A 22697-nucleotide genomic window follows, 5' to 3' on the forward strand; every position below is an offset into this window, starting at 1 on the left:
TCATGCCCAGCCGATAGTGTGGTCGCTCGTCCGAGACGCCCCGCTGTCCCCAGGGGCACAGGCGTCCACCGCAGTCCATCGAACCGGGGCCCGTACCTCGATGTCCGTGCACAGCCACTCGGCAGCCCATCACGACCCCGCTGCCACGCCTGAGTTTCCGCGTCATGTGGTGACCGCGGTGCTCGTCTCCCACGACGGCGCCCGCTGGCTGCCCGACGCGCTCGCCGGGCTGCTCGGCCAGGAGCGACCCGTCCAGTTCGCCGTCGCGGCCGACACCGGCAGCGCGGACCACTCCGCGCAGCTGGTCACCGACGCCCTCGGCGACGACCGCGTACTGCACCTCGCCCGGCGCACCGGATTCGGCCAGGCCGTCGAGGAGGCCAACCGCATCGCCCCCGTCCTCACCCCGGACGAGCTGACCTATCTGAAGCGGCCGAGCGGCTGGGACCCGGTCACGCGCACCTGGCGCGACGACGCCTACGACATGCCCGAACTCCCCCACGGGGAGCCCGTGCAGTGGCTGTGGCTGCTGCACGACGACTGCGCCCCCGAACCCGACGCCCTGGCCCAGCTGCTGCGCGTCGTGGAGAACGAGTACGAGCTCGGCCGTGACGACGTCGCCGTCGTGGGCCCCAAGTTGCGCGGCTGGTACGACCGCCGGCAGCTCCTGGAGGTCGGCGTCACCATCGCCAACTCCGGCCGCCGCTGGACCGGCCTCGACCGCCGCGAACAGGACCAGGGCCAGCACGACCACGTACGGCCCGTGCTGTCCGTGTCCACCGCCGGCATGCTGATCCGGCGCGATGTGTTCGAACAACTGGGCGGCTTCGACCGCCGGTTGCCGCTGATGCGCGACGACGTCGACCTGTGCTGGCGCGTCACGGCCGCCGGCCACCGCGTCCTCGTCGCCCCCGAGGCAGTCGTACGACACGCCGAGGCGGCCTCCCGCGAACGCCGCACCGTCGACTGCGTGGGCCGCACCGCCGCCTCCCCGCACAAGGTCGACAAGGCGGGCGCCGTCTACACCCTGCTCGTCAACACGCGTACGGCCGTGCTGCCCTGGGTGCTGCTGCGCCTGGTCGTCGGCACGGTCCTGCGGACCCTCGCCTACCTCGTGGGCAAGGTCCCCGGACAGGCCCTCGACGAGATCCGCGGTCTCATGGGCACACTGCTGCGCCCCGAGCGGATCATCGCCGGGCGCCGCAGGCGCGGCACGCCCGTCATCGACAAGGGTGAGCTGCGGGCGCTGTTCCCGCCGCCCGGCGCGACCGTGCGGGCCACCGTCGAACAGGTCGCGGGCAGCCTCGTCGGCCGTTCCGACGCCGAGGCCGCCCCCGGCGCGGGACGGCACGGCGGCGCGATCGAGTCCGGGCCCGGCGGCGACGACGCGGACTTCCTGGAGATCGAGCAGTTCGCCCGCCTCAAGCGCGTCGCCCGCAAGCCCGGACCGGTGCTCTTCCTGGTGCTCCTGTTCGCCTCGCTGATCGCCTGCCGGGAGCTGCTCGGCGGCGGCGCGCTCGCGGGCGGTGCGCTGCTGCCCGCACCGGCCGAGTCGAGTGAGCTGTGGTCCCGCTACCTGGACGCATGGCATCCGGTGGGGGCGGGCGGCACACCGTCCGCGCCGCCGTATCTCGCGATCGTGGCGCTGCTCGCCTCCATGCTGCTGGGTTCCACCGGGCTCGCGGTAACGGTCCTGCTCGTCTGCTCGGTGCCGCTGGCAGGGTTCACCGCCTACTTCGCCTCCCGTCCGCTCGTCGAGTCCCGCCTGCTGCGCGCGTGGGCGGCCGTCGTCTACGCCGTCCTGCCCGCCGCCACCGGCGCCCTCGCCGGCGGCCGCATCGGCACCGCCGTCCTCGCCGTCCTGCTGCCGTTCCTCGCGCGCGCGGGCATCGCGGCGAGCGGCCTGGCGAACAGCAACGGCGCGCGCGGCAGTTGGCGCGCGACCTGGGCCTACGCGCTGCTGCTGACGATCACCACGGCCTTCACGCCGATCGTGTGGCCGATCGCGCTGGTCCTCGGCCTCGGGCTGCTGGCGGTGCGGCGCGCCGACATCACCGCGTACGGCCTGCGCTTCCTGGCCCAGCTCGGCGTCCCCCTGCTGATGCTCGCGCCCTGGTCGCTGTCGCTGCTTCCGTTCGGCTTCTTCCAGGAGGCCGGACTGCAGTACGACCCCTCGGCCGCGTCCGCCCTGGATCTGCTCGGCGCCAGCCCCGGCGGACCCGGCACCGTCAGCGGGCTGATGCTCATCGGCGTCGTACTGGCCGCGCTGGCCGCCCTGATGCGCTCCGAGCGGCAGTGGGCAATCCGCACGGCCTGGGCGGTCGCCCTGCTGGGCCTCGTGTTCGCGGCCCTGTCCAACAGCTCCACCTGGGCCGGCCCCGCCACCCTCGTCTACGGCATCGCCCTCCTGGCCGCCGCCGTGCTCGGCGCCGACGGCGCACGCGCGCGTGTGGCCGAGCAGAGCTTCGGCTGGCGCCAGCCGGTCGCTGCGCTGATCGCCTTCGCCGCCGCCGCGGGCCCGCTGCTCGTCGCCGCCGGCTGGATGATCCGCGGCGCCGACGGGCCGCTGGAGCGACGCGATCCCGTACAGGTCCCGGCGTTCGTCGCCGAGGAGAGCGGCACCCGCGACCAGGCCCGCACCCTCGTCCTCGACAGCGACTCCTCGGCCCACGTCGGCTACATGCTCGTCCGTGGCTCCGGCGCCCGCCTCGGCGACGCCGAGCTCGCCGCGGCCGACGGGGAGAACGCCAAGCTCGACAAGATCGTCGCCAACCTCGTCGCCGGCTCCGGCGCCGACCAGGCCGACCAGCTGGGCGCGTTCGCGGTGCGGTACGTCCTCGTCCACAAGGGCGCTCCCCGCGAGGTCGCGCGCGTGCTGGACGCCACGCCCGGACTGTCGCGGCTGAGCGAGCAGAACGGCAGTGCGCTGTGGCGGGTCGACCGGCAGGTGTCGCGCGCGGCCATCGTCGCCGCGTCGGGGTCCGGGGCTGCGTCGGAGTCCGGTTCCGCCCCCGGTGACGCGTCCGGCGCCGGTGAGCCTCAGCCCGTCGCCGCGGGCCCCGTCGAGATCCACACCACGATCCCGAGCGGCTCCGAGGGGCGTGTCCTGCGCCTCGCCGACAGTGCCGACGAGGGCTGGACGGCCACCCTGGACGGCAAGCCGCTGACTCCGACCACGGTCGACGGCTGGGCCCAGGGCTTCGAGCTGCCGGCCGGTGGCGGCAGGTTGGACGTCACCTACGACGACCCGATCGGACACACCGCCTGGCTGTGGGTCCAGGGCTTCCTCGCCCTCGTCCTCGTCGTGATGGCCCTTCCCGGACGTCGCCGCGACATCGACGACGACCTGCCCGAGGAGCCGGCCGTCCCGGCCGAGGCCGTGGCGGGCGAGGGCCGCCGCGCCCGTCGCCTGCGCGCTCAGGCCGAGGCCGAAGAGGCCGGACAGGGCGGGGAGTTCCCGTCCCCTCCGAAGGAGGAGACTGCTGCGGCGATTCCGCAGCAGCAGTCCTACGGCGAGTGGAACACGCCGAGTTACGCGGCGGGCAACGAGTACGGCGGTTACGGCGGGGAGCAGCAGTACCCGGGCGGTCAGCAGTACCCGGCGGGCGGCGCCTACGACCAGACGTACCAGGCCGACCCGTACCAGGGCGGCCAGTACGACCCGTACGCATACGGCGGGCAGTCCTCCACGGCGTCGTACGACACGTCCTACGACCAGACGTACCAGCAGGGTTACGACGCCACGTACGACCCCGCGCAGCCGCATCCGCAGGGCAATGAGCGTTCCGACGGGAGCCAGCAGTGAACCGCACCACCCTGTCCCTCATCGCCGGCGTCACCGCCCTCGCCGCCGTCACCGGGTTCGCGGCGTTCACCACACCGGACGCGTCCGGCCCGAACACGGCCAAGGCCGCTGCCGAGTTGCCCGTCGAGCGCACGAGCCTGGTGTGTCCGGCGCCGAGCATCTCGGACCTCGCCGAGACGACGTACACGTCGTTCACGCCCGTCACGAAGGGGACGGGGAGCGGCGGGAAGGCGGAACTGCTGGCGGCCGCCGCGCAGAAGGCGGACGCCGACGGCAAGAAGGCGGACGAGGACGGCAAGGGCGGTAAGGCCGCCAAGCCCGTGCTGGAGGTCAAGGAACCGGGTGAGCCCGTCACCGGGGACGTGTCCGGGGGCGACTCGCCGGCGCTCCTCGGGACCGCCGACGGGAAGTTCGCGCCCGGGTGGACCGTCCAGGAGACCACGGGGGTCGCCGTGGGCTCGGGGCGGGGGCTGCAGGGCGTCAACTGCACCGCGCCGGACACCGAGTTCTGGTTCCCGGGCGCCAGTACGGCCGCCGACCGCACGGACTACGTGCACTTGACCAACCCCGACGACTCCGCCGCCGTCGTCGACATCGAGCTCTACGGCAAGGACGGTGCGCTCGAGACCACGGTGGGCGACGGGATCACCGTCCAGCCGCACTCCGCTGAGCCGATCCTGCTGTCCACGCTCACCCATGCGAAGCAGACCAATGTGACCGTGCATGTGAGTGTGCGCAGCGGTCGGGTGGGTGCCTCGGTGCAGGCGCTGGACGACAGGCTCGGCGGCGACTGGCTGGCCACGTCCACCGACCCGGCGGGCAGCCTGGTGCTGCCCGGCATCCCGAAGGACGCCACCGCTGTGCGGCTGATCGCGTTCACGCCGGGGGACGCGGATGCGGACCTCAAGGTGCGGCTTGCCTCGCCGTCCGGGCTGATCACCCCTGCCGGGAGCGAGACGCTGCACGTCAAGGCGGGGATGACGAGTGCGGTGGACCTCGGGGACGTCATGCGCGGGGAGGCCGGGTCCTTGGTGCTCACGCCCACGGATCAGTCCGTGCCGGTGGTCGCGGCGGTGCGGGTGATTCGCGGGAAGGGGGCCAAGCAGGAGACGGCGTTCATCCCGGCGACCCGGCCGGTCGGCACGCGCGCGACGGTGGTCGACAACAGGGCGAAGGGCACGACCCTGTCCCTGGCGGCACCCTTCCGCACGGCCGAGGTCAAGGTGACGGCGTCGGCGGGAAGTGCGGGGGGCACGGCGGCGTCCAAGACGTACACGATCAAGTCCGGGACCACACAGGACGTGGAGATCCCGGTGCCGACCGGCCTGAAGGGCACATACGCGCTGACGGTGGAGTCGGTGTCGGGCGGGCCGGTGTACGGGGCTCGGACACTGGCGGTGACGGAGGACGGCGTGTCGGGCTTCACGGTGCAGACGCTGCCGGATGACCGGGGGATGGTGGCTGTGCCGGAGGCGGACGAGGACTTGTCGGTGCTGCAGAAGTAGGTCGTCCGAGGACGCGGTCACCTGCCAGCGCCGGTCGTGTATTTCAGCCCGTCTGGGGGTCCCCCCTGCTCGAAGAGCTTGGGGGAGGGACGGGCAGGGGTGGCGGGGGCGAGAAACTCCAGGGGGCAGCCACAACGGGCCCGCCCGGCCACGGGCAGTGCAGCGGGCGGCGCGGTCAGTCTTCGCCGTAGCGGGGATCCACCGTCTCCGGCGTCAGACCAAGCAGCTCGGCCACCTGTTCCACGACCACCTCGTGCACCAGGGCCGCGCGCTCGTCCCGCCCCTTGGTGCGGATCTCCACCGGGCGGCGATAGATGACCACCCGTGCGCGTCGTCCCTCGCGCGCGGGAATCGTGCCGCCGAGCGGAACCGCCTCGTCGTTCCAGGTGCGGCCGGGGCCGTCCAGCCGGGGGACCTCCAGGACCAGGAAATCGATGTCGGCCAGCTGGGGCCAGCGGCGTTCGAGGCGTTCCACGGAGTCCTGCACCAGGTCGGCGAAGGCATCGGCGCGGCTGGCGGCGAGCGGGACCTGAGGCGGTGCGATCGGGCCGCGCATGCCCCGGCCGTGGCGATCACGGCGTCGGGGCCCGGGGCCGACGGCACGGGGCGGTACGGGGGTGTCCATCACTGACGAAGGGTAGTCCCCCACGGGGCGGGCGGGGCGGCGTCCACCCGCCCGTACGGCATGTCGGCAGATGACCATTCCAGCCAAGGTTGGGCTCGATTCCGTATCTCTCCGAGACCGTCGAGCTCAAGGTAATTGATGGGGTTTGTGGCGAGTGGTGACCGGATTCAGGTGCGTTCGGGATCTCGGCAGGGGGCTTCCCCGCAGGTCAGTGAGGTGGCGTGCGAGGGGGTGTGGGGCGTTTCACACTACGACACGGTGGTGTGACCTGGGGGAGAGTCGTCGCGGCCCGCTCAAGAGTGCGGTACCGTCCAACGTCGTGAGCCCTGTACGTCGCTGTTCGCGCACCGCTTGCGGCCGTCCCGCCGTCGCGACGCTGACGTACGTCTACGCCGACTCGACCGCGGTCCTCGGCCCGCTCGCCACCTACGCCGAACCCCACTGCTACGACCTGTGCGCCGAGCACTCCGAGCGCCTCACCGCCCCTCGCGGGTGGGAGGTCGTGCGTCTGCTGGACGGTTCGGCTCCGGCCCGCCCCAGCGGTGATGATCTGGAAGCGCTTGCCAACGCGGTGCGCGAGGCGGCCCGCCCCCAGGAGCGGGCGGCTGGGGCCGGTGGTGGCGGGGCGCGCGCGGCCGATCCCATGGAGGTCGCGCGGCGCGGGCATCTGCGGGTACTTCGATCGCCTGACAACTGACGGTCGGTTTCGTCCGCACGCTCGCTTCGTTGAGTGATGCACGGGCATTGACGTGTCGTTGGCGCGGACACGACCATTCCGTATGCGGGAACGAGAAATCGCTTTCCGCATGACGGAATCCGGGAGGCGCCCGTGTACGTCCAGGAACTGGAACCCGTCGCCGGCTCGCTCGGCCTGTCCGCCCTCGTGGCAGCGCTGCCGCTGGTGATCGTCCTCGTCCTGCTGGGCGGGGTCCGGGTGAAGGCGCACCTGGCGGGGCTCACGGGGCTCGTGGGGGCCGTTCTGGTCGCCCGGCTCGCGTACGGCATGCCGCTCGGTCAGACGCTCTCCAGCGCCGCCCAGGGGGCCGTCTTCGGGCTCTTCCCCATCCTGTGGATCGTCGTCAACGCCCTGTGGGTGTACCGGATGACCGTCCGGACACGCCATTTCGACATCCTGCGCCGGTCGTTCGGGCGGCTGTCCGACGATCCGCGCATCCAGGCGCTCGTCGTCGCCTTCTGCTTCGGGGCGCTGCTGGAGGCGCTCGCCGGGTTCGGGGCGCCCGTCGCGATCTGTTCGGTCATGCTGGTGGCGCTCGGGTTCGAACCGGTGCGGGCGGCGGTCGTCGCGCTGGTCGCCAACACCGCGCCCGTGGCCTTCGGCGCGATGGGCACACCCGTGGTGACGCTGGCTCAGGTCACCGGGCTGCCGCTGGACGACGTGGCGTCCCTGGTGGGGCGTCAGACGCCGTTGCTGGCCCTGGTGGTGCCCCTCGTGCTCGTCGGGCTCGTGGACGGGCGGCGCGGGCTGCGGGAGACCTGGGTGCCCGCCCTGGTGTGCGGAGTCGCCTTCGCCGTCGCCCAGTTCGCCGCCTCCAACTACGTCTCCGCGCAACTCGCCGACATCGGCGCCGCCTTGGCCGGCGCGGGCGCCCTGGTCGCCGTACCGCACGCGCGCGTGCCCGCCGCCGAGGCCGTACGCGCGTCCGTGCTGACCGGGGCGCGGAGCGAGGAGTTGGACGAGGACGACCCGCGGCGGGAAGTCGTACGGGCCTACGCGCCGTACGCGTTGATCGTCGTGATCTTCTCCCTCGCGCAGATCCCCGTGGTCAAGGACTGGCTGGCCGAGGCGACCCAGACGTACGACTGGCCCTTCCTGAACGTCGTCGGCCCGGACGGGGAGCCGGTCGGCGGCAATGTCTTCAGCTGGCCGATCGTGTCCACCGGAGGCACGCTCGTGCTGCTCGCCGGGGTGTGCACGGCGGTCGTGCTCGGGGTGCACGCGCGCGTGGCCGTCAGGGAGTGGGCCGCGACCGTGCACGAGTTGCGGTTCGCCATCCTCACCGTGACGTCCGTGCTGGCCCTCGCGTACGTCATGAACCTCTCCGGACAGGCCGCCACCATCGGCCACTTCGTGGCGGCGGCCGGCGCGGGGCTCGCCTTCCTGTCGCCGGTGCTGGGCTGGTTCGGTGTGGCCGTGTCCGGGTCGGACACCTCGGCCAACGCGCTGTTCGGCGCGTTGCAGGTGACGGCGGCCCGGGAGTCGGGGCTGTCGCCGGAACTCCTGGCCGCCGCCAACAGTTCAGGTGGTGTGCTCGGCAAGATGATCTCGCCGCAGAACCTCACCATCGCCTGCGCGGCCGTAGGCCTCGCGGGCCGGGAGGGGGATCTGCTGCGCCGGGTGCTGCCGTGGAGTCTGGGCCTGCTGCTGGTGATGTGCCTGATCGTGGTCGGACAGAGTTCACCGGTGCTGGGCTGGATGCTGCCCTGACGTGCGCACTGACCTGAGGTTACGGCTCGGAGTCCACTCGGTGGGCACACAGCGCGCTGTCGGCGTGGGCGGGTAGTTTGAGGTGACCGATAGGACTTTCAGGAGGGTTGGCCGTGGCTGCTGATCTGTCACAGCTCGTGAAGGCGTACGACGTGCGCGGGGTCGTCCCGGACCAGTGGGACGAGCCGCTGGCCGAGCTCTTCGGGGCCGCCTTCGTACAGGTGACCGGCGCGAGCGCGATCGTGATCGGGCACGACATGCGGCCCTCGTCCCCCGGCCTGTCCCGCGCCTTCGCACGCGGGGCGGCGGCCCAGGGCGTCGACGTCACCGAGATCGGCCTGTGCTCCACCGACCAGCTGTACTACGCCTCGGGCGCGCTGAACCTCCCCGGCGCGATGTTCACGGCCTCGCACAACCCGGCCCAGTACAACGGCATCAAGATGTGCCGCGCGGGCGCGGCCCCCGTCGGCCAGGACTCCGGCCTCGCCGAGATCCGCGAACTGGTCGAGCGGTGGAGCGAGTCGGGCGCCCCGGAGCCGGCGGCGACGCCGGGAACGATCACGCAGCGGGACACGTTGGAGGACTACGCGGCCCACCTCCGCTCCCTCGTCGACCTGACCTCCATCCGCCCCCTGAAGGTCGTCGTCGACGCGGGCAACGGCATGGGCGGCCACACGGTCCCCACGGTCTTCGAGGGCCTGCCCCTCACCCTCGTCCCGATGTACTTCGAACTGGACGGCACGTTCCCGAACCACGAGGCGAACCCCCTGGACCTGGCGAACATCGTCGACCTCCAGAAGCGTGTCCGCGACGAATCCGCCGACCTCGGCATCGCCTTCGACGGCGACGCCGACCGCTGCTTCGTCGTCGACGAGCACGGCGCGCCCGTCTCCCCGTCCGCCGTCACCGCCCTGGTGGCCTCCCGCGAACTCGCCAAGCACGGCGGCAAGGGCACGATCATCCACAACCTGATCACGTCCTGGTCGGTCCCGGAGGTCGTCAAGGAGAACGGCGGCACGCCGGTCCGCACCCGCGTCGGCCACTCCTTCATCAAGGCCGAGATGGCGCAGACCGGCGCGATCTTCGGCGGCGAGCACTCCGCCCACTACTACTTCAAGGACTTCTGGAACGCCGACACGGGCATGCTGGCCGCCCTGCACGTCCTGGCGGCCCTCGGCGGCCAGGACGGCCCCCTGTCCGGCCTCGTCGCCCAGTACGACCGCTACACCGGCTCCGGCGAGATCAACTCCACGGTCGCCGACCAGGCAGGCCGCCTGGCCGCCATCAAGTCCACCTACGAGGGCCGGGAGGGCGTGGAACTGGACGAACTCGACGGCCTGACCGTGACGGCCGCCGACTGGTGGTTCAACGTCCGCCCGTCCAACACGGAGCCGCTGCTGCGCCTGAACGCCGAGGCCCGGGACGAGGCGACGATGGCGAAGGTACGGGACGAGGTGCTGGAGATCATCAGGGGCTGAGGCCAGGACGACGGCTCGGTTGGGGGCTGCGTCCCTACATCCCGACGCCGGTCGGCATCATGCGGCCGGTCCGGCGCCTGAGGACGAGGACGCGCCACCCCTAGCCCCCACCCACCCGCTTGGTGCGGACGCCCTGGAGGCGGTCACTCCCCGGCGCCGGTCCCGGCAATCTCAGCCCGCCCGGCGCCTGAGGACGAGACCGTGCCGTCCCGAGCCCCCACCACCCGCTGGGGCTCGCAGACTCAGCGAGCGGTCACTTCCCAGCGCCGGCCGGGGTATTCCAGCCCGTCCGGCGTCTGACGACGAGACCGTGCCATCCCGAACCCCCACCCACCCGCTGGGACTCGCAGACTCAGCGGGCGGCCACTTCCCAGCGCCGGTCCAGGCAATCTCAGCCCGTCCGGCGTTTGAGGACGAGGCCCGTTCAGGGCCGATAGCGGGGGTCTGGGGGCCGCAGGCCCCCAGGTACGCGGGGTCGAAGGGGCGGAGCCCCTGGAGGACGGGACGGGTAGGGGCGGCGGGGGCGCCCCCCCCACGGCCACCCCAACGCCGTCCCGCCCAACCCCGGCACCCCGCCCGCACCGGCGGTACGCTGACCAGGCACATCCGCGCACACGCACGTACCGCACACCCCCACCCCAGAAGGGACCCCCCATGCCGCTGGAAGCCGGCCTCCTGGAGATCCTCGCCTGCCCGGCCTGTCACGCCCCCCTCAAGGAGCAGGACGCCGAGCTGATCTGCACCAGCCAGGACTGCGGCCTGGCGTACCCCGTCCGCGACGGCATCCCCGTCCTGCTCGTCGACGAGGCCCGCCGCCCCGCGTAAAGCGAGACCATGGCGCCCGACGCCACAGCCGCAACGGCGCCCGCACAAAGGCAACAAAGACGTAAAAGGCAACAAAGCCAACCCCCGCCCGAGCAAAGCCCCCCGGCCAACACACCCGCGCAGGACACCCGCCCCAGACGACCCGGCGATCGGAGGCTGCCACCCATGCTCGACGAATCGCTGCTCGACACGCCGGACGCGCTCGCCGAGGCCGACCACCGTGCCCTGCTCCGCGGCGCGGCCGAAGCCGGCGCCCGCGTCCGCACCGCCACCCGGCACGCCGCCGAGGCCGGCGTCAACGACCTCAAACCCGACGGCCGCCCCCGCGCCATCCTCATCGCGGGCCCAGGCGCCGCCGCCATCTGCGCCGCCGACCTCCTCGGCACGCTCGCCGGCGCCACCAGCCCCGTCACCCGACTGGCCCCCTCCGGCGTCGCCCCCGCCGCGGGCGCCCTGCGCTGGGAGCTGCCCGGCTGGGCCGGCTCCGTGGACCTGCTGCTGATCACCACCCCCGACGGCACCGAACCGGGCCTGTCCCTGCTCGCCGAACAGGCCTACCGCCGCGGCTGCACGGTCGTCGCCGTGGCCCCCGCCCGCTCCCCGCTCAGCGAAGCGGTGCACAGCAACCACGGCCTGTTCGTGCCGATGGCGACCGCCCCCTACGAGCAGGACGAACCCCTCGCGGCCTCCGCCCCGGGCGTCCTGTGGGCGCTGCTCACCCCGCTGCTGGCGATCCTCGACCGCACCGGCCTGGTCGCCGCCCCGCCCGACGCCCTGGAGAAGGTCGCCGACCGCCTCGACCACATCGCCGAGCGATGCGGCCCCGCCATCGCGACGTACAGCAACCCCGCCAAGACCCTGGCCGCCGAACTCGCCGACGCGCTTCCGCTGATCTGGACCGAGGGCGTGTCCGCCGGTCCGGCCGGCCGCCGTTTCGCCGCCGCGCTCGCCGAGTTGTCCGGCGTCCCCGCGGTCGTCGCCGAACTGCCCGAGGCGCTCGCCTCGCACAGCGCCCTGCTCGCCGGACCGCTCGCGGCGAGCGCCGACCCCGACGACTTCTTCCGTGACCGCGTGGAGGAGCCACCCGCCCTGCACGCGCGCGTGGTGCTGCTGCGCGACCGCCCGATCGGCGGCCTCACCGCCGCGCCCGCCGCCCGCGACCTGGCCCTCAGCCACGACACGCCGATCAGCGAACTGGAGCCGGAAGCCGGCGGCGAACTGGAGACCCTCGCGGAACTGATCGCCATCACGGATTTCGCCGCCGTTTACCTGGCGCTCGCCTCGGGAGCCTGATCTGTCCCAGGGCGCGCTGACAGCCGTACGCAGAAGGAACCGGCAGCCGTACACAAGCCGAACCCGCGTCACACAAGCCGAAGCCGCGTCCCACCCGAAGAGAACCGGCGTCGTACGCACAGAGAGCAGACACACAACCCCATGGACCGCCTCGACAACACCATCCGCCCCTACGCCTGGGGTTCCACCACCGCGATCCCGAAGCTCCTCGGCGTCGAGCCCACCGGCGAACCGCAGGCGGAGATGTGGATGGGCGCGCACCCGGGCGCACCCTCGCGCACCGGGCGCGGCACGCTCGTCGAGGTCATCGAGGCCGACCCGGAGCGTGAACTGGGCGCGGCGGCCGTCGCGAAGTTCGGCCCCCGCCTGCCCTTCCTGCTCAAGATCCTCGCCGCCGGCGCCCCGCTCTCCCTCCAGGTGCACCCCGACCTGGAGCAGGCGAAGGAGGGTTACGAGGACGAGGAGCGCCGTGGCATCCCGGTCGACGCCGGCCACCGCAACTACAAGGACGCTAACCACAAGCCCGAACTGATCTGCGCCCTCACCGAGTTCGACGGCCTGTGCGGCTTCCGCGACCCCGTCCGGGCCGCCGACCTGCTCGACGGCCTCGGCGTCGACTCCCTCAAGCCGTACGTCGACCTGCTGCACGCCCATCCCGAGGACGCGGCCCTGCGCGAGGTGCTCACCGCGATCCTCACCGCCGACCCGGACGAGATGGCCCACACCGTCGCCGAGGCCGCGGCAGCCTGCTCCCGTCTCGGCGGCGACTACGCGCCCTACGCCGACATCGCCCACCACTACCCGGGCGACCCCGGCGTCATCGCCGCCATGCTCCTCAACCACGTCCGCCTGCAGCCCGGCGAGGCACTGTTCCTCGGCGCCGGCATCCCGCACGCCTACCTGAGCGGCCTCGGCGTCGAGATCATGGCCAACTCCGACAACGTCCTGCGCTGCGGCCTCACCCCCAAGCACGTCGACGTCCCCGAACTCCTGCGCATCGTCCGCTTCGAGCCGAGCGACCCGGGCGTACTGCGCCCGGAGGCCGCCCCGGACGGCGAGGAGGTCTACGAGACCCCGATCGACGAGTTCCGGCTGTCCCGGTACGTCCTCCCGGAGGGCACCCCCGCCCACGACCTCACCCGCGCCACCCCGCAGATCCTGCTCTGCACGGCGGGTTCCGTCCGCGCCGGGGAGCACGAACTGACGCCCGGTGAGTCCGTCTTCGTACCGGCGGGCGAAAAAGCCGAAGTGTCCGGCGCCGGTACGGTCTTCCGGGCCACCGTCGTCGCCTGACCGAGGGCATCCGACGACCCGGCGCGCCATTGTCGGACCGGGCTGCAACAATGGCCCACCGGCAAAGGACGGGCAAAGCCGAACGGGGGGTCACGCCCCCCTCGGCGACGCCCTGGACGGCGTACGTACGAAGGCTACGAAGGCCTACGAAGGCTTACGAAGGCGAAGGGACAACGCGACACATGAGCGCGTCAGGCGGTACCAAGGCGATCGTGGCGGCACTCGCCGCCAACCTCGCGATCGCGGCAGCGAAGTTCGTTGCGTTCGCGTTCAGCGGCTCGTCGTCGATGCTCGCCGAGGGCGTGCACTCGCTCGCCGACTCCGGCAACCAGGCCCTGCTGCTGGTCGGCGGCAAGAAGGCCAAGCGCGAGGCGACCCCGCAGCACCCCTTCGGCTACGGCCGGGAGCGCTACATCTACGCCTTCCTCGTCTCGATCATCCTGTTCTCCGTCGGCGGCATGTTCGCCCTCTACGAGGGCTACGAGAAGATCAAGCACCCGCACGACATCGAGCACTGGTACTGGCCGGTCGGCGTCCTCGTCTTCGCGATCATCGCCGAGACCTTCTCCTTCCGCACGGCCATCAAGGAGTCCAACGTCCTGCGCGGCAAGAAGTCCTGGAAGGAGTTCGTCCGCCACGCCAAGGCCCCCGAGCTGCCCGTCGTCCTCCTGGAGGACCTCGGCGCGCTGGTCGGTCTGATCCTCGCCCTGGGCGGCGTCAGCCTGGCCCTGCTCACCGGCGACAGCGTCTGGGACGGCATCGGCACCGTCTGCATCGGTGTCCTCCTCGTCCTGATCGCGGTCGTCCTGGCTGTCGAGACAAAGTCGCTGCTGCTCGGCGAGGCCGCCGGCATCGAGGAGGTCAAGAAGATCGAGGCCGCCATCGTCGACGGCGACACGGTCACCCGCATCATCCACATGCGCACGCTCCACATCGGCCCCGAGGAGCTCCTGGTCGCCGCCAAGATCGCCGTCCAGCACGAGGACACGGCCGCCGAGGTCGCCTCCGCCATCGACGCCGCCGAGTCCCGCATCCGCGAGGCCGTCCCGATCGCGCGCGTGATCTACCTCGAACCCGACATCTACAGCGAGACCGAGGCCGCGAAGGGCGCCGACCGCGACGCGACGCCCGGCGGACCGGCACCGAGCAGCGCCGGACACTGACGTCTCGTAAGGGACTTCACGGCACAGGGGCCCGCCGAGTCACTCGGCGGGCCCCTTGGGCTTCGTCCGCGGCTGCGTACTCAGACCTGCACCGCCCACGGCGGCGGGGGCGGCACCAAGGCCCGCGCCTTTCGCCGTACGACCACGGCGGCGATCCCCAGCCCGACGCCGACCAGCACCAGCACCACACCGAGCATCATCGCCGTGCCGAGAACCGCCGGCACGGTGTAGTCCTCGATCACGCGCCCCCGGATCACGGACTCCGGAAGCGTCCCGCCCCGGTCGTCGAGGAAGGCCCGCGAGTCACGGGCGTTCGCGCGATGGTCGCCCAGCATGAACAGCCGCCCCTCGGGGACCCGCACGTCGTAGGAGGACATGCCGAACCCACGGCTGGCCTCGGCGCTCTTCACATACGGCTCCTGCAACGGCTTCCCGTTCACGGAGACCCGCGTGCCCGCGCCCTCTCCCGTGCAGCACACCACGTGGTCGCCGCCCACGCCGATGACCCGCTCCATCACCAGCCCCTCGAAGCCGTACCGGTCCGGCGCCGAGAACACCACGACGTCCCCGCGCCGCACCTCGCTTCCGTCGACCCGCTCATAGACGACCCGGTCGCCCGGTCCGTACGTCGGCGTCATGCTCTCGCTCGACACGACGGAGCCACCGAACGCCTGCCGGGCGTAGGCGACGCCGCCCAGCCCCAGCAACAGCCCCACCAGCCCCACCACGACGGCTGCGATCGCCAGCCCCCGCCCTTTGCCCGACATCGTTCCTCCCCATGCGGCCCGTCCGCGGGCGCAGAGCGTAGCGGGTGTCCGCGACCGGACCGTGCGGACCCGCGCCCGGGCCTACCGACGCGGGCCCGCGCCCGGGCCTACCGACGCGGGCCCGCGCCCGGGCCTACCGACGCGGGCCCGCGCCCGGGCCTACCGACGCGGACCCGTGCCCCGGCCCACCGACGCGGACCCGCGCCCGGCCTCCCGACGCGGGCCCCGTCGCGCCTGGCTACCCGACCTCGCGCAGCACCTCGAGAACGGCCGGCTCGTCCGGCGCGTCCAGCAGCCGCTCCCGGAACCCGGCGTCCGTCAACTTCCGTGACAGCAGCGCCAGAATCCGCAGATGCTCGTCACCCGCGGCCGCCTCCGGTACGGCGATCATGAACACCAGCCTCGCCTTCGTACCGTCCAGCGAGCCCCACTCGACGCCCTGCACGGACCGCGCGAAACCGACGACCGGCGCGGTCACCGCATCCGTCTTGGCATGCGGAATCGCGATCTCCTCACCCAGCCCGGTCGTGCCCTGGGCCTCGCGCCGGAGTGCGGTCGCCACCAGCTCGCCCACGTCCGCGACCTTCCCGGTGCGCGCCAGCAACTCGGCCATCTCCCGGATCGCGGACTCCTTGTCGGCCGCGCCGAGTTCGACCTTCACCGTCCGCTCGGTGAGGTAGCCGGAGAGGACCTCGGCCGGGGCGGTGCCGGCATCCGCCGCGTCGACCGCCTCCGGCTCCGATACGACCCTCTGCGCCACGGCGGCACCGGCAGCGCCCAGCACGGCGCCGTCGGCACCAGCCCCAGGTCCTGCGACGCCCGCCCCGACCAGCGCGGGCTCGGGACGGACCGTGCCCGTGCCGGCACCCGCCTCCCCACGCCGCCTGCGCTCAGCCAGGTCGACCAGAGCGACCGTCGCCAGCGCGGTGACGGCCGAACCGATCACCACGGCCACGAAGAACATCGGTACCCCGCTCACCGCGCCCAGCACGGCCACGATCGGCCCGCCGTGCGGCACGGCGTCCTCGACCCCGGCGACCCCGGCGAGAGCACCGGCCACCGCGCCGCCCAGCATGTTGGCGGGGATGACCTGGGCCGGCCGTGCCGCGGCGAACGGAATCGCGCCCTCGGAGATGCCGAAGCAGCCCATGAACAGCGAGGCGAGCCCCGTCTCCCGCTCCTGCTCGGTGTACAGCCGCTTCCGTATCAGCGTGGCCAGGCCCTGCCCCAACGGCATGACCGGGATCGCGGCCGCGCACATGCCCATGACCGTCTGGTTGCCGGTCGCGATGAGCCCGGCGCCGAACAGGAACGCCGTCTTGTTGACCGGCCCGCCCATGTCGAACGCGATCATGAGCCCGAGAATCGCGCCGAGCAGGATCGCGCTCGTGCCGGTCATCCCGCTCAGCCAGTCGGTCAGGTGCTCGAAGACCCAGGAGATCGGCTTACCGATGACGTAGATGAAGAACAGGCCGAGAGCAGTGGTCGCCACGATCGGGATCACGATGATCGGCATGATCGGCTGCACGAACTTCGGGACCTTGACCTTCTTGATCCCCAGCACCAGATACCCGGCGAGGAACCCGGTCACGATCGCCCCGATGAACCCGGCGCCCGCCTTGGAATCGTACAGCTCACCGGTGTTGGCGATCCAGCCGCCGATCATGCCCGGCACGAGCGCGGGACGGTCCCCGACGGCATAGGCGATGTACCCGGACAGAATCGGCACCATCAGCGTGAAGCCGATGACGCCGATGTTGTTCACGTCCATCCAGAAGGAGTCCTTCGGGATGACCAGGCCGCCCGACGGGTCGGTGTGCCCGCCCAGCGAGAGCGAGACCGCGATCAGCAGCCCGCCGACCACGACGAACGGGATCATGTAACTGACCCCGTTCATGAGCGCCTTGTACCCGACGCTCCGCTCCTTGCCACCGCCGGCCGCCGAAGCCGCGGACGCGGCCCCCGCCTCGTGCACGGGCGCCGACAACACCCGCTCGATCAGCCGCTCTGGGTGGTGAATGCCCTCCGCCACCCCGACGGTGAGAACCCGCTTCCCCGCGAAACGGCTCAGGTCCACGTCCTTGTCCGCGGCGACGATGATGCCGTCCGCGGCGTTGACATCGTTGTCACTTAGAACGTTTTCAGCCCCGATCGACCCCTGGGTCTCCACCTTCATGTCGATACCGCGGCTCTCGGCGGCCTGCACGAGCTTCTCCGCCGCCATGTACGTGTGCGCGATGCCCGTCGGACACGCGGTCACCGCGAGCAGCTTCAACCGCCTCTGCTCGCCACCGCCTCTGCCCCCAGTGGGAGGGCCGGCTGTACTGGTCACGTCGATCTCCTAACGCCTTTGTCATGCGGAATCGCCGTCCCGGACGCCCCGCAAGATCGATCAGCTGTTCCGAACCCCTGGCATCCTGCACCACCGCGCCACCGGCTCAAAGGCACAAAGGTCCCTCATCGTCCCGGTCTGCCGCCTCCTGTTCTCCCTTCGTTGGTGTCCTGTTATCGCTCCCGCACGCGACCGTCACCTGACCCACCGTCGACCCCGAGCCTGTGCCCTGTACGACCGCGGTGATGGCGCGATCTCTTCGGAGGCGGACTGGGGACGGCCGGGCCTCCCGGTGTAGCTTGGGACAGAGCCAGACGTCGCTGCTGATGGCGGTCGGGCGGTCCCCACACGGACCGACCGAGGGAGAGAGGGCCTCCGACGGACTGCGCTGCGCGCACGCGGGCATGCCTGTGTCCTCTTCGGGCACCCCTGTGTCCGCCGCCGCGCAGACCAGCCGTACCCACCCTCGACCCAAACCCCGAGGAGCAGCTCGTAATGACGACTGTCGAGAACCGACAGGACTTCAAGGTCGCCGATCTCTCCCTGGCCGAGTTCGGCCGCAAGGAGATCACCCTCGCCGAGCACGAGATGCCCGGCCTGATGGCGATCCGCAAGGAGTACGCCGAGGCCCAGCCGCTGGCCGGCGCCCGCATCACCGGCTCCCTGCACATGACCGTGCAGACCGCCGTCCTCATCGAGACCCTGGCCGCCCTCGGCGCCGAGGTCCGCTGGGCGTCCTGCAACATCTTCTCCACCCAGGACCACGCCGCGGCCGCCATCGCCGTCGGCCCGAACGGCACGCCCGACAACCCGCAGGGCATCCCGGTCTTCGCCTGGAAGGGCGAGACCCTGGAGGAGTACTGGTGGTGCACGGAGCAGGCCCTGACCTGGCCGAACACCCCCACCGGCGGCCCGAACATGATCCTGGACGACGGCGGTGACGCCACCCTCCTCGTCCACAAGGGCGTCGAGTACGAGAAGGACGGCAAGGTCCCGGCCATCGAGACCGCCGAGTCCGACGAGCACCGCGTCATCCTCCAGCTGCTCCACCGCACCCTGGGCGAGAACGCCCAGAAGTGGACCCAGCTGGCATCCGAGATCCGCGGCGTGACCGAGGAGACCACGACCGGCGTCCACCGCCTGTACGAGATGCAGCGCGACGGCACCCTCCTGTTCCCGGCGATCAACGTCAACGACGCCGTCACCAAGTCGAAGTTCGACAACAAGTACGGCTGCCGCCACTCCCTGATCGATGGCATCAACCGCGCCACCGACGTCCTCATCGGCGGCAAGACCGCGGTCGTCTGCGGCTACGGCGACGTGGGCAAGGGCTGCGCGGAGTCCCTGCGCGGACAGGGCGCCCGCGTGATCGTCACCGAGATCGACCCGATCTGCGCGCTCCAGGCGGCGATGGACGGCTACCAGGTCACGACCCTCGACGAGGTCATCGACAAGGCCGACATCTTCATCACCACGACCGGCAACAAGGACATCATCATGGCCTCGGACATGGCCAAGATGAAGCACCAGGCGATCGTCGGCAACATCGGCCACTTCGACAACGAGATCGACATGGCCGGTCTCGCCAAGGTCCCGGGCATCGTCAAGGACGAGGTCAAGCCGCAGGTCCACACCTGGACCTTCCCCGACGGCAAGGTCATCATCGTCCTGTCCGAGGGCCGCCTGCTGAACCTGGGCAACGCCACCGGCCACCCGTCGTTCGTGATGTCCAACTCCTTCGCGGACCAGACCCTGGCCCAGATCGAGCTGTTCACCAAGCCCGACGCCTACCCGACCGGCGTGTACACGCTGCCCAAGCACCTGGACGAGAAGGTCGCCCGCCTCCACCTGGACGCGCTCGGCGTGAAGCTGACGAAGCTCCGCCCCGAGCAGGCCGCGTACATCGGCGTCGAGGTCGAGGGACCGTACAAGCCGGACCACTACCGCTACTGAGCCCAGCAGCGCGTCCGTGCACTGACGCGCTGCTCAGCAGCAGATCCTCCGAGGCAGGCCCCCGCACCCCCGTGCCGGGGGCCTGCCCCATTGGCCCGTGCGGCCTGTCCGGCTCGCGTGGCCGGCCCAGCCCGTCAAACCCCAGGACCCCGACGATGCCCCGCGGCCGTTATTCGCTCCACGATCCGCACGATCACACCCCCCTCGCAGAAGAGCACTTCCACTGCGCCCCCGGCCCTTCCGGCTGGCGCTATGTCTCCCAGCTGACCACCCCCGCGGGCGATCACAGCGGCTCCGTCGACCTCGCCCTCGACGAACTGGGCCGCCCCATCCGCCTCGAACTCCACGCCGGCGGCTGGCAGGTACGCGGTGCCGCCCTCGACGGCGTCACCTGGGTCCGTACTGACCCCACCGGGGCTCACGCCACGGAAGGCAATGTGCGCGCCCACGCCTTCACCGGAACGTCCCCCGCGTTCCTCATCGCCACCACTCGTCTGCTACGCCTCACCCCTTCCACCTCGGCAACCCGCGTGCGCCTCGTGGCCTTCACGGACCCGGTCCTCGCCCCGCGCACCGTGGACCAGTCCTGGGCCTTGGTGAACAGAGAAACACACGCCACTGACAACGCCCCCCTGACCGTGGACGAATACCAGGTCACAGCCCTGGACACGGGCGAGCAGCACGCCGTACACATCGCGGGCGACGTGGTCCTCGCGGCCCCCGGCATCGAACTGGAGGACCTGGACTCCCCACCGTCGACGTTCGCTTGAGCACCGCGGGTCCGGCAGGAGAGAAACGGGCGGGGAGCAGAGACGGACCGGCTGGTTTCGCGGAACCGTCAGTTCCCCTGAGGCAACACCTAGGCAGGTGGAACGAAGCCGGTGGCGGGCCGGTCGACCGGTGGCGCGTCCTGCGGCGCCGAAGTCTGCGGCCCGGCGTCGGCGTGCGGTACAGCGGAACGACCGACTTCCTCCTGAGCCACGGGCTGACCGCCGACTGGAGCGGCTCCGGAAGACATGGCCGGGGGACCGTACGCACCCGGTGCACCTGCCGCAGCACCGGCACCACCAGGCGCACCGCCCCCAGCCGGCCCGTTGCCGAAGGCTCGCCGCGCCTCCCGCGCCTGCCGCTCCTGCAGAACTGCCGCCAGATACGCCGCCGCTGGCACCCCCTGCGGCGCCGGAGTGCCGGTGTGCGCCGCGAGGTCCGTCGCGAGCCGCTCCGCCATGCTCCAGCCGACCTGCGGGTCAAGTTGCTGCATCCGTGTCAGGTACTGGCGAATGGCGAGCCACAAGCCATCAGGAACCGCCGACAGGTCAAGTCCCGAGAACCGTCCGGCCAACCACGGCGGTGGCGGGGGAACGAAGCCCGTCTGCGTGAGGGGTACGCGTTCCCGTACGACGAGAGTCCCGGCGAAGACATCGCCGAGGCGCCGCCCGCGCGCGGACACCAGCGAAGCGATCACGGCGACGACGCCAAGCGTCATCAGAATCTCGATCACCCCGATGAGACCCCGCACCAGTGCGTGCCGGAACCGGATCGGTCCGCCGTCATCCCGCACCACCCGCAGCCCGCACGCCATCTTCCCGAGCGATCGCCCGTGGCTGAGCGTCTCCACGGCGATCGGCCCGCCCACCAGCAGCAGAACGAACATCGCGATCGACAGCGCGGTCTGCGCCGCCTCGTCGAGGGAAGCGGTGGCGGCCACCACGCCCATGGTCACGGCGATATAGGCGATCACTGCCACGGCCAGATCGAGCAGCACGGCCAGCGCCCTGCTGGGCAGCTTCGCGGGGCGCAACTCCAGCGCCACCGCCTCGCCCGTAACCAGCTCACTCACGCCGTCCGTCCTTCCCCTGACCTGCCCCTGGAACGGCCAGTCTGCCAAGCTGAGGGCGCATCGCGCCGCAGTACGACAAGCTGACCTCTACGACGAGTCGCCGACGAACAGCCGGGGAGCAGAAAAACAGATGGACCTCGACGTCTTCGTCACCGCCCATCGAGCCGAGTGGGACCGCCTCGACGCCCTGCTCGGGCGCCAGCGCCGCCTCACCGGCGCCGAGGCCGACGAACTCGTCGTCCTCTACCAGCGCGCCGCCACCCATCTCTCCCTGATCCAGTCCAGCGCCCCAGACCCTCAGCTGACCGGTCGGCTCAGCCAGCTCGTGGCACGCGCGCGTAGTGCCGTCACAGGCACCCGACGCGCCTCCTGGCGCGATGTCACCCGCTTCCTCACCCACGGCTTCCCGGCCGCGGTCTACCGGTCGCGCCACTGGTGGGTCCCCACAGCGCTCCTGTCCACCCTCGTAGCGGCTCTCTTGGGCTGGTGGATCGGGACCCACCCCGAAGTACAGGCCACCATTGCGGCCCCCAGCGAACTGCGTGAGCTCACCCGCCCCGGCGGCCAGTACGAGACGTACTACTCCAGCCATCCCGCGGCGTCCTTCGCGGCCCAGGTCTGGACGAACAACGCCTGGGCCGCTGCCCTGTGTCTCATATTGGGCGTCTTCCTCGGCCTTCCGGTGCTCTGGATCCTCTTCCAGAACATGCTCAATCTCGGCGTCGGATTCGGCCTGATGTCCTCGGCAGGGCGACTGGACACCTTCCTCGGTCTTGTCCTGCCACACGGTCTCCTCGAACTGACCGCGGTCTTCGTCGCCGCCGGCACCGGCCTACGCCTCGGCTGGACCCTCATCGACCCGGGCCCGCGCACCCGACGCGCAGCCCTCGCCGAGGAAGGCCGAGCCGCGCTCGGCATGGCGATAGGCCTCGCCCTGGTCCTCTTCGTCTCCGGCGCCATCGAAGGCTTCGTCACCCCTTCCGGCCTGCCCACGTGGGCGCGTATCAGCATCGGCGTCGTCGCCGAGCTGGCCTTCCTCGCCTACGTCTATGTCCTCGGCGGACGTGCGGCCCGCGCGGGAGAGACAGGCGACGTCGAGGCGTCCGAGCGCAGCGCCGCCGTTCCGACGGCCGCCTGATGTGCGTCCAGGCCCGCTGAGCTGCTAGTCTCCTCTTCGCCCCACAGGAGCCGTTGACACGGAGCGTGTGGGGAGGTAGATTCGAACAGTTGCCTGGAAGTGGATGTAGTCCAGCCGGGCAGAGTGAGTGTCTACGCGCTTCAGTGGAACATCGATTCCCGAGAAGCCCCTCCCGATAGATTCGGAAATGAGTGGCCGGCCAGTCCGGCCCGGAACTTCTGATAAAGTCGGGAT

Annotated in this window: 16 protein-coding genes; 12 read left to right on the plus strand and 4 right to left on the minus strand. The window is 71.5% G+C overall.

Going from position 1 to position 22697, the window contains the following annotated elements; all coding sequences use genetic code 11:
* The first annotated feature begins 100 nt into the window (after nucleotides 1-100).
* Complete coding sequence (locus AQI70_RS25840) at nucleotides 101-3805, plus strand: glycosyltransferase family 2 protein (RefSeq protein WP_107117082.1); 3705 nt, start codon at nucleotides 101-103, stop codon at nucleotides 3803-3805.
* The gene (locus AQI70_RS25845) at nucleotides 3802-5310 is read left to right on the plus strand and encodes a DUF5719 family protein (RefSeq protein ID WP_062154063.1); all 1509 of its coding nucleotides are present in this window, start codon (nucleotides 3802-3804) and stop codon (nucleotides 5308-5310) included. Before AQI70_RS25840 ends, AQI70_RS25845 begins: the two co-directional genes overlap by 4 nt.
* Before the next feature lie 175 nt (nucleotides 5311-5485).
* Here AQI70_RS25845 and AQI70_RS25850 read toward each other — a convergent pair whose 3' ends face one another.
* Entirely contained in the window at nucleotides 5486-5935 is a 450-nt protein-coding gene (locus tag AQI70_RS25850; RefSeq protein WP_079051480.1) for a metallopeptidase family protein, read from the minus strand.
* A gap of 319 nt (nucleotides 5936-6254) precedes the next feature.
* Between AQI70_RS25850 and AQI70_RS25855 the strand changes: the two genes are divergently transcribed.
* The 7 genes from AQI70_RS25855 to AQI70_RS25880 all read left to right on the plus strand — a co-directional run bounded on the left by AQI70_RS25855 (nucleotide 6255) and on the right by AQI70_RS25880 (nucleotide 14433).
* Nucleotides 6255-6632 (plus strand): DUF3499 domain-containing protein, encoded by a 378-nt coding sequence (locus AQI70_RS25855; protein WP_062154068.1) that lies wholly within the window; start codon nucleotides 6255-6257, stop codon nucleotides 6630-6632.
* Nucleotides 6633-6764: 132 nt separating this feature from the next.
* The gene (locus tag AQI70_RS25860) at nucleotides 6765-8381 is read left to right on the plus strand and encodes an L-lactate permease (protein WP_062154070.1); all 1617 of its coding nucleotides are present in this window, start codon (nucleotides 6765-6767) and stop codon (nucleotides 8379-8381) included.
* 113 nt (nucleotides 8382-8494) lie between these two features.
* On the plus strand, nucleotides 8495-9859 hold the full coding sequence (locus AQI70_RS25865; protein WP_062154072.1) for a phosphomannomutase/phosphoglucomutase: 1365 nt from the start codon (nucleotides 8495-8497) through the stop codon (nucleotides 9857-9859).
* A gap of 654 nt (nucleotides 9860-10513) precedes the next feature.
* The gene (locus AQI70_RS37750) at nucleotides 10514-10684 is read left to right on the plus strand and encodes a Trm112 family protein (RefSeq protein WP_004000724.1); all 171 of its coding nucleotides are present in this window, start codon (nucleotides 10514-10516) and stop codon (nucleotides 10682-10684) included.
* Nucleotides 10685-10849: 165 nt separating this feature from the next.
* The gene (locus tag AQI70_RS25870) at nucleotides 10850-11977 is read left to right on the plus strand and encodes an SIS domain-containing protein (protein WP_062154074.1); all 1128 of its coding nucleotides are present in this window, start codon (nucleotides 10850-10852) and stop codon (nucleotides 11975-11977) included.
* A 141-nt stretch (nucleotides 11978-12118) separates the two neighbouring features.
* Entirely contained in the window at nucleotides 12119-13270 is a 1152-nt protein-coding gene (gene manA, locus AQI70_RS25875) for a mannose-6-phosphate isomerase, class I (RefSeq protein ID WP_062154076.1), read from the plus strand.
* Between the two features lie 182 nt (nucleotides 13271-13452).
* The gene (locus AQI70_RS25880) at nucleotides 13453-14433 is read left to right on the plus strand and encodes a cation diffusion facilitator family transporter (protein ID WP_062154078.1); all 981 of its coding nucleotides are present in this window, start codon (nucleotides 13453-13455) and stop codon (nucleotides 14431-14433) included.
* An 80-nt stretch (nucleotides 14434-14513) separates the two neighbouring features.
* Here AQI70_RS25880 and lepB read toward each other — a convergent pair whose 3' ends face one another.
* Both lepB and AQI70_RS25890 read right to left on the minus strand, forming a co-directional pair.
* On the minus strand, nucleotides 14514-15200 hold the full coding sequence (gene lepB, locus AQI70_RS25885) for a signal peptidase I (protein ID WP_079051481.1): 687 nt from the start codon (nucleotides 15198-15200) through the stop codon (nucleotides 14514-14516).
* A gap of 238 nt (nucleotides 15201-15438) precedes the next feature.
* Nucleotides 15439-17532: a fructose-specific PTS transporter subunit EIIC gene (locus AQI70_RS25890; protein ID WP_062154080.1), complete on the minus strand. Its 2094-nt coding sequence runs from the start codon at nucleotides 17530-17532 to the stop codon at nucleotides 15439-15441.
* 495 nt (nucleotides 17533-18027) lie between these two features.
* On the opposite strand from AQI70_RS25890, the gene ahcY reads away from it, so the two are divergent.
* A complete protein-coding gene (gene ahcY, locus AQI70_RS25895; RefSeq protein ID WP_062154082.1) occupies nucleotides 18028-19485 on the plus strand; it encodes an adenosylhomocysteinase in 1458 nt (485 codons plus the stop codon).
* 155 nt (nucleotides 19486-19640) lie between these two features.
* Nucleotides 19641-20255 carry a hypothetical protein gene (locus AQI70_RS25900; protein ID WP_004000739.1) on the plus strand — a complete coding sequence of 205 codons (615 nt, stop codon included), beginning with the start codon at nucleotides 19641-19643 and terminating at the stop codon, nucleotides 20253-20255.
* An 89-nt stretch (nucleotides 20256-20344) separates the two neighbouring features.
* Here AQI70_RS25900 and AQI70_RS25905 read toward each other — a convergent pair whose 3' ends face one another.
* Nucleotides 20345-21325 carry an RDD family protein gene (locus AQI70_RS25905; RefSeq protein WP_062154084.1) on the minus strand — a complete coding sequence of 327 codons (981 nt, stop codon included), beginning with the start codon at nucleotides 21323-21325 and terminating at the stop codon, nucleotides 20345-20347.
* Nucleotides 21326-21455: 130 nt separating this feature from the next.
* Between AQI70_RS25905 and AQI70_RS25910 the strand changes: the two genes are divergently transcribed.
* Nucleotides 21456-22463 (plus strand): stage II sporulation protein M, encoded by a 1008-nt coding sequence (locus tag AQI70_RS25910; RefSeq protein WP_062154086.1) that lies wholly within the window; start codon nucleotides 21456-21458, stop codon nucleotides 22461-22463.
* Nucleotides 22464-22697 lie beyond the last annotated feature (234 nt).

This window comes from Streptomyces curacoi, assembly GCF_001513975.1.
GTDB lineage: Bacteria > Actinomycetota > Actinomycetes > Streptomycetales > Streptomycetaceae > Streptomyces > Streptomyces curacoi.

Excerpts from the sequence above, each read along its gene's own strand:
- AQI70_RS25840 (WP_107117082.1), top strand. The coding sequence starts at position 101 with ATGTCCGTGCACAGCCACTCGGCAGCCCATCACGACCCCGCTGCCACG.
- AQI70_RS25850 (WP_079051480.1), bottom strand. The coding sequence starts at position 5,935 with ATGGACACCCCCGTACCGCCCCGTGCCGTCGGCCCCGGGCCCCGACGC.
- AQI70_RS37750 (WP_004000724.1), top strand. The coding sequence starts at position 10,514 with ATGCCGCTGGAAGCCGGCCTCCTGGAGATCCTCGCCTGCCCGGCCTGT.
- AQI70_RS25870 (WP_062154074.1), top strand. The coding sequence starts at position 10,850 with ATGCTCGACGAATCGCTGCTCGACACGCCGGACGCGCTCGCCGAGGCC.
- manA (WP_062154076.1), top strand. The coding sequence starts at position 12,119 with ATGGACCGCCTCGACAACACCATCCGCCCCTACGCCTGGGGTTCCACC.
- AQI70_RS25880 (WP_062154078.1), top strand. The coding sequence starts at position 13,453 with ATGAGCGCGTCAGGCGGTACCAAGGCGATCGTGGCGGCACTCGCCGCC.
- lepB (WP_079051481.1), bottom strand. The coding sequence starts at position 15,200 with ATGTCGGGCAAAGGGCGGGGGCTGGCGATCGCAGCCGTCGTGGTGGGG.
- ahcY (WP_062154082.1), top strand. The coding sequence starts at position 18,028 with ATGACGACTGTCGAGAACCGACAGGACTTCAAGGTCGCCGATCTCTCC.
- AQI70_RS25900 (WP_004000739.1), top strand. The coding sequence starts at position 19,641 with ATGCCCCGCGGCCGTTATTCGCTCCACGATCCGCACGATCACACCCCC.
- AQI70_RS25910 (WP_062154086.1), top strand. The coding sequence starts at position 21,456 with ATGGACCTCGACGTCTTCGTCACCGCCCATCGAGCCGAGTGGGACCGC.